This window comes from Rhodococcus koreensis, from assembly GCF_900105905.1.
GTDB lineage: Bacteria > Actinomycetota > Actinomycetes > Mycobacteriales > Mycobacteriaceae > Rhodococcus_F > Rhodococcus_F koreensis.
The window spans coordinates 331,000-344,364 of record NZ_FNSV01000005.1 but is presented as its reverse complement, the minus strand read 5'-3'; the positions used below and the strand labels follow the sequence as shown (position 1 = coordinate 344,364).

Below are 13,365 nucleotides of genomic sequence, written 5' to 3'. Positions count from 1 at the left end.
GCGAAACCACGGCCTGAGGGCAGCAGGGGAACCCCTTGGCGGACAACCGTACGAGGGTCGGGGGACGGGGCAATTCGCCCGTGGGTCCGGCCGATCGACGGGCGTCACGGGTGCGCGTCGACGATGCAGCGGGGCACCCTCCGGGACGACATTCCCGCAGATCTGCTCGCCGAGCAATTCCAGGGGTCAGGGCGCTGGCCGCGCCGCTGTTATTCCTCCACCAACTGGAGGGTTTCACCCCAAAGCCGGGTCAAGAGTGCTCGTCGACTCCGCCTGTGATGCCCGGGTTCCGGCATGTGGCGCAGGCCGGCCGCCGGCCCGGCGTGTAGTCCACGCACGCGGGGCCTGGGTGGTGCTGTGATCGGTCGAGCCGGCTGGAAGGCCAGGCACTGCTCCCTGTGTCGACAGGGATGGGCCCTGCTCAGCGGTGTGCGTCGGCCAGCGCCCGGGCGATCTCGCGAGCCGCCCTAGTGCCGGTCTCGATGGCGCCGTCGATACCACCGATACCGATCTCGGCGATGTCACCGCCGGCGAAGTGGATGCGGCCGTGGGGCTCCCGCATCCGCGGCACCGATTGCGTGAGGTTCCCCGGCCGGTGATGAACCCACGCGCCCTGCGAGAACTCGTCGGTCACCCAGTCGTGGCAGGCGGTATCGACCACCTCGATGTCGGGAACGAACAGCCGGAGCGCGCGTTGCACCGACTCGCGATTCTCGCCGTCGATCGCCGAGGCGTCGGAGCAGAAGCACACAACCAGCGTGTCACCGTCGTGGCGGTATTCCACCCTGACCGTGTTGAGTGGATGCTGTCCGGCTGGGGCCATCGCGGCGAACGCCTCGATCTCACCCCGGACCCGAGCCCAGATCTTCACGGTCTTCATCGGGTGTTTCTCTTCGACCATCGTGCGGACCGGCTCGGCGAGTGCAGGGGTGATGGTCACATCGCCGAGTGTGTTGAGCGGAACCGCGGCGACGACGTACCGGGCGCGAAGGGCCTCGCCCGCACGCGTGGTCAGCACGGTCCCGCGTCCGTCGTCTTCGATCGCCGTTACCGGTGTGGACAGGCGCAGCTCGGCCGTCGACTCACCGGTGATCGCGTCGAGCAGCCGCTTGGTCCCGCCGGCGATCGGCCAGTGGCCGGCTCCTTCCTTGAAGGCGTCCCAGTGGCCGCAATTGATCGAGGCCCACAGCAGGAACTGCGCAATGCCTTGCTCGCTCTCGGAGTGGATCAGCGACGCCATCGCGCCGCCGAGCACGTCTCGGTCGTGGGTGGACAGGTTCAACGAGTCGATCCGGTCCGCCAGCGTCTGCTTCTCGATCACACCGGTTTCCGCGGCGGAAATATTGGTCGGCTGGGGAAACCACTCCCGCGAATCCGCCAGGCACCGGGCAGTCAGCGGACCGGCGATGCCGGCGTACTCGGCCGGGGTTCCCGAGTGCACGACTCCGCCGGCGAGCCAGTAGATCTTCTCGAGCTCCAAGGGTGTGGCCAGGCCGAGGCCGTAGCGTTTGAGCTCGTGCCAGACATGCGCCTGCGTCCAGTGCACATACGTGCCGCCGAACTCCACCGACCGGCCGAATGCGTCACCGAGGAAGGTTCGGCCACCGATCCTGTCGCGCGCCTCGAGTAGTACCACCGAGTGGCCCGCGAGGCTGAGATCGCGGGCCGCGGTCACACCGGCAAAACCGGCACCGATTACTGCAACGTCGAACGTTTCCATCACGAGAAGCCCCTCACGGGTGTCAGTTGTATGAATGAAAGATGTGGTGGCACTCCACCACTTGCAACACAAGCGTGCCAAAGTTCGAGAACGAAATAAGCTTCATGGCAGGGTATTTCGGGAACCACCCGATGAACATGGCCGGTCCTGTCGCCTCAACCCTGCCGGAGTGTCTGCTCTTCCGACCTGCGCGGTTGCCCATTGCTCATCCCCGTCTGGGCATGCCCAGGCCGGTGTCATCGGTGACGCGTTCGAGGCCACGCCACGCCCGGTGAAACGTGCTGAGCGGTGAGGGGTACGCCTCCACGGGGAGGTATCCTTCGGCGCCACCGGTCACCTCCGCCCGGGTAAACCCGCCGTTAAGGGTAAGTGGACGTCTTCTGCAGGTCGGTGCGGTCGATGTCGCGCTTGAGGATCTTTCCGGTCGAACCTTTCGGGAGCTGGTCCACGAAACGGATGATGCGAGGAATCTTGTACGCGGACAGACTGTTCCGACACCAGGAGGTGACCTGTTCTTCGGTGAGGTCGGAGTCGGGCTGACGGACGACCACCGCGGCGACCTCCTCGCCGTAGTGGTCGTCGGGTACCCCGATGATCGCGGCCTCGACGATGCCGGGGTGCTGGTAGAGGACCTCCTCGACCTCGCCGGGGTAGACGTTGTAACCGCCCCGGATGATCATGTCCTTGAGCCGGTCCACGATGCGCAGGTCGTGCTCGGCGTCGAACTCACCGAGGTCGCCGGTGCGGAACCAGCCGCCAGGGTCGAGGACCGCGGCGGTGGCGTCAGGACGGTTCCAGTAGCCCTTCATCACCGTCTCGCCCCTGATGAACACCTCGCCGATCACGCCGTCCGGGCAGGGACGTCCGCTGGAATCGCGGACCTCGACTTCGAGGCGCGGCACCGCGGCACCAACGGAACCAATCTTGCCGCCGCGGTCCACATCGTTGAACGCACCGAGCGCGGTGGTCTCGGTCAGGCCATATCCCTCGAGGATGTTGCAATCGAAACGGGATTCGAAGATCCGGGCGATCTCGCCGGGCAGTGACGCACCACCGGATACCGCGACCCGCAGGTGTGAGAAGTCTGCCTCGGCGTCGCCGGCGACGTGCAACATCGCGTTCCACATCGTCGGCACCCCGACCATGATTGTGAGGTCGTCACGCCGAAGCATGTCGAGCATGCTGTCCGGGGTGAACGGGCTGAGTAGGGACAGGGAGCCGCCGCCGGTGAAGCTGGCCATCATCACCGATGCCTGACCGAACACGTGGAACAGCGGCAACCCGGTACCGGTGCGATCGGCCGCGGTGCTCCGGCAGATGATGGCCGCGACTTCACCCGCGGACAACAGGTTCCCCACGGTGAGCTGGGCGCCCTTCGGTCTTCCGGTGGTGCCAGAGGTGTAGAGGATCGCGGCCGTGTCGTCGCTCGCGCGGTCGACCGAGCCGCGGATCGGGTCGGCATCGACAAGGGCATCCGGTTCCAGTGTCCAGACCGGAACTCCGACTATTGCGGCGGCCTCGGAGACCGCAGGGCCGAGGCCGTGCCAACCGATGGCCAGACGCGCACCCGAATCCGTGAGGTAGTACTCGATCTCCGCGGTAGTGCACATTGTGTTGACGGTGACCGCGACTGCGCCGAGCGCCTGAATTCCCATGTAGGCCACGACGAACTCGGGAACGGACGGCGCAGCAAGGAGGATCCGATCGCCGGCGTTGACACCGGCGTCGCGCAGGTCCCCCGCGTACCGCAGGCTCGCGTCGCGCAGGCCCGCATATGTCCAGGGCGCGGTCGCGGTGCGCAGTGCGATGCCGGTGGGTGATACGGCCGCGTGACGGGCAATGGGGTCGAGCAGGTTGGGCATCGAAGAGACCTTTCCGAGGAGTGCGCAGGTTGTCTGGTACCGGGTACGAGGCGACGAGCAGGCCCCGTGCTTTCGTGTCGGCGACAGCGGGGAACCGCTCACCACGCCCGACGCTCGGGGCCGACGTGGTCGACGAGCAGGCAGCGCTGGTCCGTGGAGGCGGAAACGTCAGGCGCGCGTACATAGAGGAAACGACTCAGGTGGAGAGGTACGCGATGCCCTAAACCCGTCGGCGGTGCGAATCCTCACTCGTTGTGCAAGCGGTGCGGCTGCGGCGAGGAGGTCAGGCGTCGCCGCTGCCGACGGCCGCGACGACGCGGATCTCGACCAACAGTTCCGGGCGTGCCAGCTGGGTGACACCGAACGCGGTCCACGAGAGATAACGATCCGGGAGGTGTTCGTCCTTGACGTCAACGAATTCGGCGATGTCGCCGCGGAGGTCGGTGTGAAACGTCGTCATGGGATCCCCACCTGCCCTGACACCCAGATCAGGTCGCCGACCCGGGTGGCCCGGGAGAAGTTCAGTCGGTCGTATGTCGCCTCGGTGGGAGCGGGTTGATCAGTTGGCGTTTCATGAGCGGGTCTGCCTTCCTGCGGGGTCGGGTCAGAGAAGCTGACGGAAGATGTGGGAGCGGAAGGGCTCACCCTGGTTCAGCTTCGCCATCTCGTCGGCGAAGAGGACTCCGTTGCGGGCGTAGTTCGGGTTCGCGTCCGGGAGCGTACGGAAGGTGGCGTCGTCGCCGAAGAAGCGCAGCACCAGTGTGTGGCGGTCCGGGGTGGCTGCGTCGACGGGGGCGCCGCCGTGGAGTGAGCGGGGATGCAGGACAAGGACATCGCCGGGGTCGATGGCCCAGGAGAGCACGTCGTAGGCGTCGGGGTCGACCGCACGTTCGGCTTCGATGTCCGGCAGGCGAGGGTAGGTGCCGTCGCCGTAGAGCGGTTCGGTCGGATCGTCGGGGTTCAAGAAGCTGGCCCCGTCGTACTGGATGCCGCGGTGGGAGCCGCGGACGATCTCGAGCGAATTCTGCTTGGGGAGAGACTGAAAGGAGATCCACGCGTTACCCCAGTGCCGGCCGGCCCACGGCAGATTGGCGGTGTCCTGATGCCACGGCCCGCGGCCACTCGTCCCACCCTGTTTGAGGAAGATCTCCTCGGCGAAGTACCAGACGTGTTTCGAGCCCCACAGGTCGGCGAACAGTTTCCCGAACGGCAGCGACGACACCAACTCGTCGAGTCGATCCTTGGCGAGGGGGTTGGCATTGTCGATGTGGGTCCGCAGTTCGGTCCCGTCGAGGGGACGGAAGACATGGGGGCCTGGATTGTCGACGGCCCACAGGAACGCGTCATGGCACTGCGCCAACTGCGTTTCGTCGAGGCAGCCCTCGATCAGGACGGCTCCGTCGTTCCGAAATGCCTGGCGCACTGACTCATCCATCATGGGTCCCTTCTTTCTTGAGGGCGGTGGTTTCTTGCCGGAGGTGGCACAGGTCACTCTAACGAGGAACGACACTTTGCACAACGATCGTTCTGTAAAATCTGTGACACAATCAGAGAGTGCTGAAGAAGCAGACCCGACAAGCGAGCGGCGGCGAGGCCGAGGTGGCGGTGCGTCGGGGTCGCCCGCCGGGCGACCCCGAGGCGAAGCGTGCGGAGTTGCTGAAGGCGGCGACGTCGGTGATCGCGCAGGAGGGTTACGCCAACGCGTCGTTGCGCAAGGTGGCCCAACGGGCGGGATATACCACCGGGGCAGTGACGTACTACTTCGCCAACAAGGAGGAGCTGGTCCTCGCGTTGGTCGAGAGCCGGTTCGACCGCTACGACGCGATGATCGAGGACATCCAAGCGGAAACCGCTATCGAGGCGCTGTTCGAACGCTGGCTGCGCCTGACCACCAGCGACCCCGAATTCTGGCCCGTGATGTCCGAACTACTCGCCCACGCACGGCATGACCCGGCCCTCGCCGCGGTTTACAAGCAGCGCTACGCGCGGTTCCGCGAGGTGTATACCTCGATCCTCGCGGCCGGGCAGGTGAGGGGCACCGTTCGGGACGACATTTCCGCGGATCTGCTCGCCGACCAACTGAGCGCCATGGCCGACGGTTGGGCGTTGCTGTTCCCCCTCGAACCGGAGAGGTTCACCCCGGACCGGGCTCGGAAACTTGTCGACGCCGCCGTCGCCTTGATTGCCCCGGTCCCGGGCGCGCGGCACTAGTCGGCTGCCAGGCCGGCGGGGACCACACACGCGTGGCCTGGGTGGGGCGGCGATCGGTCCACACCGTCCGGAAACCCGGGCCCCGGCGCCCGGTGTCGACGGGGATGGTCCCTGATCAGCGGGCATGCCTCGGCCAGCGCGCACGATCGCGCGAGCTGCGTGGGTGCCGATCTCGATGGCGCCCTCGATGCCACCGATACGGACCTCGACGATGTCACCGCCGGCGAAGTGGATGCGGCCGTGGGGCTCGCGTCCAAGGTTCGGTCGCGGTGCGCAATGCGATGCCGATGGGTGATACGGCCGCGGTCATGGGGTCGAGCAGGTTGGGCACCAAAGGCCTTTCGGAGGAGTGACGACGTCTGGCTCAAAATAACCGCAGTAGGCATCGAGGCGTCCGCCGTAGCAGATCCTCGCCGCCGGACGAGCGCCGCAGACCTCTACGACGATCCGGCCCTTGGTCATTCGTGGTGGAACGCACCGACACCTCGACGTCGTCACTGCAGGACTGACCTTGCCCCGCAGTGCGGGCGTGGGTACGCCGACCAGCACCCGGGACCACAAGCCCTCGGGTCTGCGGTTCGACGATCTTCGGGTCCAGCCCGCGCTGTCACCGGTATCTGCCCCCGCGAGCCTGGGCCGACCGGATTGCCCGGTCGGTGTCGAGCAGGCTCGGCTCTGGATGGGAGGGCTCAGCCGCGACGGTCGGTGAGCCGGTCCGCGAGCCATGCCAGCTTGAGTGTTTGCGGATTGACGAGTCCGGGCGCGAACTTCGGCTTTTCCCGCCACACGGCCTTCAGGTGGTCGTGCATGCCCTTGCCACAGATGTAGTCCGCGACGAGACTTCCGAGATATGGTGCTTGAGCCAGACCGTGGCCGTTGCACGCGCTGTTGTAGATGACGCGAGGAGACGCATATCCGGCCACCGGCAAGACCGACGGCGTCATGCCGATCCATCCGGCCCACGCCTTCGCTGGCTGAACATCGTGCAATGTGGGAAAGCGTGTGCGGAATGCCCGTATCAGATCGGCGACGATCGCCTGGTCGGGCTGACGATCAATGATCTTTCCACGCGGCATCTGGAGTTTGCGGGTGGTGACGACAATCGTGCCGCGCGGTGTCGTTCGGTAGCTTTCCATCACGATGTGCCTGGTCACCATCGGGGTGCGGCTCGTCCAGCCGGCCGCATCGAGAAGGCCGGGTGCCACCTGCTCGGTCTCGATGGCGGTCACCTGAACAGGGGTGGAGAGCCATCGGGGTGTGATCGACAGTTCTTTCGCATGAGCGTTGTTCGTCAGCACCACCTGGTTGGCGTGGACACGACCACTGGACGTGTCGAGTGTGACCGAGCCACCCGTGTCTTTGACGTCGAGGACCCGACTTTGCTCGAATGTCGTGATAGCCGAGGCCAGGACGGCATCGCGGAGACCGAGAGCGAATTTGCCCGGATTCAAGATCCCACCGATGCGTGCGTAGATTCCGCCCAGGAACGCATCCGGAACACCCATGTCACGGCCGTCGACGATCTCCGAGTCGATGCCGGCGTCGATGAGTATCTGGGCGCCGGCTTTCACCGCCTCGAGCTGGGACAGTGTCACGGCAGAAGCGAGAATACCGGTTTGCTCGTAGTCGCAGTCGATCGAATGATGGTCCATCAGGTCTTCGGTGAAGTGAACCGCCGAGTCGGCAAAGCGCACCAAGCCATGGAAACGACCCGCGTAGTATCTCGCGAGAATGTGCGGGTCGCTTCCCACGGTGCTCGATAGGTAGCCCGCATTGCGTGCGCTCGCGCCCCAACCACAGAGGTCGGATTCGAGCAGGGTGACATCGCGGCCGTTCTCGGCCAGGCGCAGCGCCGCGAGCATGCCGCCCACGCCGCCGCCGACCACGGCGATGTCACAGTGGTGCTCGCCCTGAACGGGCGCCTCGAGATGCGTGGGACGGTCGACCCAGCCCGTGCTCGGGTAGTACTGCATCGGCGATGAAAGGGTTTTCATGGGTTCCTTGCGTTTTGGCCAATTCGTGCTGCTGCCGGGAGTGGCGACAGCACGAATTGCGATGACATAGTTGCGCTTGTCGGCTGAGGCGGTCCGGGGTTCAGTCTCCCGCGACCGCGACGACGCGAATCTCGACGACGAACTCCGGCCGCGCGAGCTGAGTGACGCCGACTCCGGTCCACGACGGGTACGGCTCGCCGATGTACTGATCCTTCACTGCGCCGAAGCCCGGACCGTCACCTTGCAGATCGGTGTGGAAGGTCGTCAACTCAACGATGTTTTCCAGGGACGAACCCGCTTCTTCGAGGACCTGTTTGACTCCTTCGAATGCCAGTCGCGCCTGAGCCTGCGGATCTTCGGGAATCTCTCCAGTGGCACGGTCGATACCCACTTGCCCGGACACCCAGATGAGGTTCTCGGCCCGGGTCGCTTGTGAAAAATGCAGTCGCTCGTAGGTGGCCCGGGTGATGTCGAGGTTGATGGTTTCGCGCTTCATGGCCTTCTCGTTGTCGTGTGTTCGTGGGTGGGTCATCGGAGCTGGCGGAAGATCGGTGAGCGGAACGGGTCACCGTCATTGAGCTTGGCCATCTCCTCCGTGAACAGGAACCCGTTGCGGGCGTAGCGCGGGTTCGATTCGGGCAGAACACGGAAAGTGGCGTCGTCACCGAAGAATCGGAGCACCAGGGTGTGTCGCGTCGGGGTCTCCTGATCTACCCCCGCACCACCGTGCAGCGACGAGGGGTGCAATGCGACGATGTCGCCGGGCTCGACCGCCCACGACATGACATCCCAAGAATTGGGATCCTGGGCGAGGTCGCGGTCGATGTGCGGCAGGCGGGGCAGCGTGCCGTCGCCGAAGGCTGGGTCGGTCGGGTCGTCGGCGTTCGAGAAGCTGGCGCCGTCGTACCTGACTCCGTGGTGGCTGGCGCGAATGATCTCCAGGGAGTTCTTTTTGGGAAGGCTGTGGAAGCTGATCCAGGCGTTGCCCCAATGTTCTCCGGCCAGCGGCATCACCGAGGTGTCCTGGTGCCAGGGACCGCGGCCGCTGGCCCCGCCATCCTTGACGAACACCTCTTCTGCGTAGTACCAAACGTGTTCGGAACCCCAGAGTTCGGCGTAAAGGTCCGCGAAGGGCATCTGGGCGACGAGGTCGTCGAACTTGTCCTTGGCGTGCGGGTTCGCGTTGTCGATGTGCGTCTGCAGCTCGGTACCGTCAAGCCGGTTGAACACGTGCGGACCAGGGTTGGCGACGCTCCAGAGAAATGCCTCGTGGATCTCGTCCATCTGCTGCGGATTCAGCCAGCCCTTGATCAGCGCCGCCCCCTCTTCGCGGAACTGCTGTTTGGTTGCCCCGTCGATCACGGCCCTTCTCCAATCCTTGGTTGATGTGTCGATCGTCACGGTAAGCGATCAACAGGATATACACAACGACTGTTGTGATAATTGCTCAGATTTTCGTAACGATCGTTGCCTGAAAGACTCCGGGTCGTAGGTTGAAGTACGCAGGTCAGATCGGGGGGCGCCCGCAGGTCGGGCACGGTGGGCATCCGTGTGGTCATGCCCTCGACCCACGGTGTCGCATTCGTTCAGGTCAGGCCCGCGTTCCTATGCCGAAGCGGAGTGGGAAACGCCGGGCAAATCGGTATGTCCCGGCCGAGAGCGAACCCCTGATCGCTCAGAAGAGCGCACGTACATCGGCACATCACGGAGGTGAAGGGGCCTCGGTGTCGCACTTGCTGTCCATTGGAGGATTGACGCACGATTTCTCGTGTCACTCTCGGATCCTGACTTCCCGACGACCCGGCACAGGCCGCATCCGGGCAGTGAAGTTGGCACGCGATCTCCTCCGGGAGACCGATCGCCCCACCGCGGACGACTGAAGCCGCCGCGGACACCCCCGTCGCTACCGGATCGCGGCGACTGTCGCGGTAACCTGTAGACGGCCACTCACGCGAGTAACGAGTTCGCACAAGGGGCGGGATGCGATGCGGAAGGCCCTATGGGTGCTGGAGTCGGTTCTCGCGGTTCTCGGTGTCACGTGGCTGGTGCTGTTCCTTCGTGCCGGACAGGTCGCGTTACCGCTTCTTGCCTGGAACACGGCCGCGGTCGCGTACATGATCGCCGGGTGGGTGGTCATCCGGCGGGAACTGCCAACGGAATCCTCGGAGGACATGCCTGAACTGGTCGGACCGCGATGGTACACCCAGTTCTTCGCGGTGCTGATCAACTGTATCGGACTGGCCGGCGGACTCATCGTCAGCGCGAACCGCAACGACGTGAACGCCGATGCCGTCGTGCAGGCGCTGGCGGCGGCAGCGATTCTGCTGTCCTGGCTCCTGCTTCACACCGCCTTCGCGCAGATCTACGCACGAGAGCACGCCGGTGAGGGTGGCCTGGACTACCCGAACTGCCCCGTGCCTCAACTCACTGAATTTCTCTATTTCGCTACGACAATTGGAACCTCGTTCGCCGTGTCCGACGTCACCGTCACGACCCGCTCCATGCGGCGACGGGTCCTGGTGCACAGCATCGTCAGCTTCTCTTTCAACGCCGCACTCATCGCGATCGCAATCGATTGGATCAAGAGCTGACTCGAGTAAGCCGTGTGGCCCGGCAACGGGCTCTATGCCTTCGACGCGTCCGGAGGCCCTGACGCTGAGGAGTGTTGCGCTGAGACCGTAACCCTTGCAGGCCTGCTCGGGCGCCACACCCACCGCTGCTGTCCGTTCCGGGTTGAGTTGGCATGAGTGACCTCGCGATATGCCAACAATTCTCGGACACGGCCGCGATATCCAGTCCGGATGAAGATGGCATTTCCGTAGAGCTGGACACACTGCAGGGAGGCACTGGATGGCCGCACGCACCAAGTATTCGGCCGCCGAATTGCCACCTTGAACCGGACAGGTGACGCCGCGCCGCACGATGCCAGGTTCAACCGGAAAGCTGCCAACAAAGTAGGCGTCCCGTGGAGTGGTGGGGTTTGGGGCTGAGCGGCGCGGCTCCGACGTAGAGAGGGCCATCGGCGGGATCTTCGGTGTGTACGGCCAAGCACGCATCGAAGAAAGAGGTCCACCGATGGCCCTGTCCCAGTCTGCCCTGTCCGAGCTACTCGACGCATTCCGTACCGGAGATGGAGTGAATCTGATCCGTGAATCGGTCCGGATGGTTATGCAAGAACTGATCGAAACCGAAGCGACCGAACAGATCGGCGCCGGCCGCTATGAACGCACCGAGGCCCGCACGACCGAACGCAACGGAGCCCGGTCCCGGCTGGTGGCCACCCAAGCCGGCGACGTCCAATTGCGGATCCCGAAACTGCGCAAGGGCTCGTTCTACCCCTCGATCCTCGAACCCCGCCGACGGATCGACCAGGCACTGTACGCGGTGGTGATGGAGGCCTACGTACACGGAGTTTCCACCCGCAGCGTGGACGACCTCGTAGCGGCTCTGGGAATCGATTCGGGAATTTCCAAGTCCGAGGTGTCGCGGATCTGCGCCGGCCTCGACGAGGTCGTCGGCGCATTTCGCACCCGCTCGCTCGACCACACCGCGTTTCCTTACGTCTACCTCGACGCGACCTACCTGCACGTACGCAACTCCTCTTCGCAGGTGACATCGATGGCGGTCGTGGTCGCCACGGGGATCACCGCCGAGGGTGCGCGTGAGGTCCTCGGCCTCGATGTCGGGGACAGTGAAGACGAGGTGTTCTGGCGCGGCTTCCTCGCTTCACTGAAGAAACGCGGCCTGTCCGGTGTCCGACTGGTCATCAGCGATCAGCATGCCGGCCTGGTCGCGGCCTTGCGGCGCTCGTTCCAGGGCTCGGGGCACCAGCGGTGTCGAGTGCATTTCGCGCGAAACCTGTTGGCGCACGTCCCCAAGTCGCACTCCGACATGGTCGCCGCCGTGTTTCGCACGATCTTCGCCCAGCCCGATCCCGCCACCGCGGCCTCCACGTGGGACGAGGTCCGCGATCAGTTGGCCGGCCGGTTCCCCAAGATCGGTCCCTTGATGGACCAGGCGAAGGCGGAGGTCTTGGCGTTCAGCACATTTCCGCGGGCACATTGGTCGAAGATCTGGTCGACCAATCCGTTGGAGCGGGTAAACAAGGAGATCAAGCGCAGAGCCCGTGTCGTGGGCATCTTCCCGAACGAGGCGGCCGTGATCCGACTCGTCGGTGCGGTCCTGGCCGACATGCACGATGAGTGGCAGTCCGGCGAGCGCCGCTACCTCTCCGAGGGGTCGATGGCGTTGCTAGATCCCAGCGGCGATACTGGGACCATCGCCGCGATCAACCGTGGCGAGTAGGCACCGAGGATTCGACCTCAAAGCCCACCACCCCACGGGGCTCTATCCCAACAAAACCCGGACCGGACAGTTACCACGAGTGGTCGTATTCGAAGGACATGCGAATAGCCAACTTACTAGTTGACGTAAGGTTGATTATCGGCATTTTTAAAAGTGTTACTGTCCAGTGTATTTGACGACTGTCGGCCCGGACTGCGGGCAAGCTCTTCGTACCGGGTGCGCGGCAGCCGGTCGCGGTGAAGGTTCCTGGGCGTCGCCGGTTTGTTCGGCGCCACGGCACGGTGATGCGCGATAGTGGCAGGGTTCGGACTCGATCCGCCCGATGAAGGAGGTCTTCTGGTGTCACTGTCGCTGGCCGCGTTGGCGGACCTGGCCGAGGAAGAGGGCCGCGACACCGTCGAGCTGTTTGCGCCCCGGGTGCAGTTCCGGAGCGTCGGTCACAGCGACCTCGACGCGTGCCTGGACTGGTTCGCCGAACTGGTGATGACGGTCGACATCGACGACGCCGACGACGTGATCGTCGGCTCACTCGACTTCACGGTGATCCGTCTCGGCACCGCGGATCCGATCGCGTTGTGCCTGGATCAATTCGATGGCGATCACGAGATACTGGCCGGGTTGTTCGACGGCAACCAACTCACCGAGCAGGTCGAGGAACAGTTCGAGACTTTGACCGTCGTCACCGAGGCGGTCCTGATCCCGAACATCGCGTTCGTCACCGAACCGCTGCGGGGCCACGATCTGGGCCTGTGGCTGGTGGCCGAGACGATTCATCGGATGCTGCCCACCGGGATGGTGCTGACCTGGCCCTACCCGGCGGACTGCACCGGCCCCGACCCAGGGCCCGATTCAGATCCCGACGCGGACTCCGCACAGATCACCGCGCTCGACAGTGCCATCGGCCGGCTGGCGGACCACTTCGGGCGGTGTGGGCTGACCCCGGTGGAATCGGCGCCGTGGGCGCTGGGCATGTCGACCACCTTCGAGGCGCTCCCGGTGGCGCGGTCCCGCCTCGGTGCGGTCCGCAGCACCGCGGTGTCGCTGACACTCGAGCAGCTCCGGGCCGCGTCCGAACCCCCGGCCCCGGACGAATAACGGACCCACGCGACATCGCCCGCCCCGGGGAGAACACCGACCCGCACCTTCGTCCTTCTGGAACGGTTCGGGTGCGTCACCGCGGTCGCGATCGGCGCCGAGGAGACAACGCCGCCGCGGTCGTCGCTTGACGCGGAAGTGTCCCCGACCCGATACTTGACGTGCCCACGACATAGCG

At 65.0% G+C, this 13,365-nt stretch carries 11 protein-coding genes; 4 read left to right on the top strand and 7 right to left on the bottom strand.

Annotated elements, in window-relative coordinates:
• Nucleotides 1-421 precede the first annotated feature (421 nt).
• The 4 genes from BLV94_RS05795 to BLV94_RS05775 form a co-directional block, all read right to left on the bottom strand.
• On the bottom strand, nucleotides 422-1,720 hold the full coding sequence (locus BLV94_RS05795; RefSeq protein ID WP_072948624.1) for a flavin monoamine oxidase family protein: 1,299 nt from the start codon (nucleotides 1,718-1,720) through the stop codon (nucleotides 422-424).
• A 359-nt stretch (nucleotides 1,721-2,079) separates the two neighbouring features.
• Entirely contained in the window at nucleotides 2,080-3,582 is a 1,503-nt protein-coding gene (locus BLV94_RS05790; RefSeq protein ID WP_072948626.1) for an AMP-binding protein, read from the bottom strand.
• A gap of 283 nt (nucleotides 3,583-3,865) precedes the next feature.
• Nucleotides 3,866-4,042 (bottom strand): RidA family protein, encoded by a 177-nt coding sequence (locus tag BLV94_RS50505; protein WP_244163520.1) that lies wholly within the window; start codon nucleotides 4,040-4,042, stop codon nucleotides 3,866-3,868.
• 144 nt (nucleotides 4,043-4,186) lie between these two features.
• Nucleotides 4,187-5,020, bottom strand: coding sequence for a phytanoyl-CoA dioxygenase family protein (locus BLV94_RS05775; RefSeq protein WP_072948630.1), 834 nt, complete (start codon nucleotides 5,018-5,020; stop codon nucleotides 4,187-4,189).
• A gap of 116 nt (nucleotides 5,021-5,136) precedes the next feature.
• Between BLV94_RS05775 and BLV94_RS05770 the strand changes: the two genes are divergently transcribed.
• Nucleotides 5,137-5,793 carry a TetR/AcrR family transcriptional regulator gene (locus BLV94_RS05770; RefSeq protein ID WP_072948632.1) on the top strand — a complete coding sequence of 219 codons (657 nt, stop codon included), beginning with the start codon at nucleotides 5,137-5,139 and terminating at the stop codon, nucleotides 5,791-5,793.
• 689 nt (nucleotides 5,794-6,482) lie between these two features.
• Here the strand turns inward: BLV94_RS05770 and BLV94_RS05765 are convergent.
• The 3 genes from BLV94_RS05765 to BLV94_RS05755 form a co-directional block, all read right to left on the bottom strand.
• Nucleotides 6,483-7,679 (bottom strand): NAD(P)/FAD-dependent oxidoreductase, encoded by a 1,197-nt coding sequence (locus tag BLV94_RS05765; RefSeq protein ID WP_244163519.1) that lies wholly within the window; start codon nucleotides 7,677-7,679, stop codon nucleotides 6,483-6,485.
• A gap of 208 nt (nucleotides 7,680-7,887) precedes the next feature.
• Nucleotides 7,888-8,283, bottom strand: a complete 396-nt coding sequence (locus BLV94_RS05760) for a RidA family protein (protein ID WP_072948647.1) — start codon at nucleotides 8,281-8,283, stop codon at nucleotides 7,888-7,890.
• Between the two features lie 32 nt (nucleotides 8,284-8,315).
• Nucleotides 8,316-9,188, bottom strand: a complete 873-nt coding sequence (locus BLV94_RS05755) for a phytanoyl-CoA dioxygenase family protein (RefSeq protein ID WP_244163518.1) — start codon at nucleotides 9,186-9,188, stop codon at nucleotides 8,316-8,318.
• Between the two features lie 584 nt (nucleotides 9,189-9,772).
• Here BLV94_RS05755 and BLV94_RS05750 point away from each other — a divergent pair.
• From BLV94_RS05750 to BLV94_RS05740, 3 genes are all read left to right on the top strand, one after another.
• Entirely contained in the window at nucleotides 9,773-10,378 is a 606-nt protein-coding gene (locus tag BLV94_RS05750; protein ID WP_072948637.1) for a DUF1345 domain-containing protein, read from the top strand.
• A 484-nt stretch (nucleotides 10,379-10,862) separates the two neighbouring features.
• Entirely contained in the window at nucleotides 10,863-12,092 is a 1,230-nt protein-coding gene (locus BLV94_RS05745) for an IS256 family transposase (protein ID WP_016880606.1), read from the top strand.
• A gap of 339 nt (nucleotides 12,093-12,431) precedes the next feature.
• On the top strand, nucleotides 12,432-13,187 hold the full coding sequence (locus tag BLV94_RS05740) for a hypothetical protein (RefSeq protein WP_072948639.1): 756 nt from the start codon (nucleotides 12,432-12,434) through the stop codon (nucleotides 13,185-13,187).
• Nucleotides 13,188-13,365: the final 178 nt, after the last annotated feature.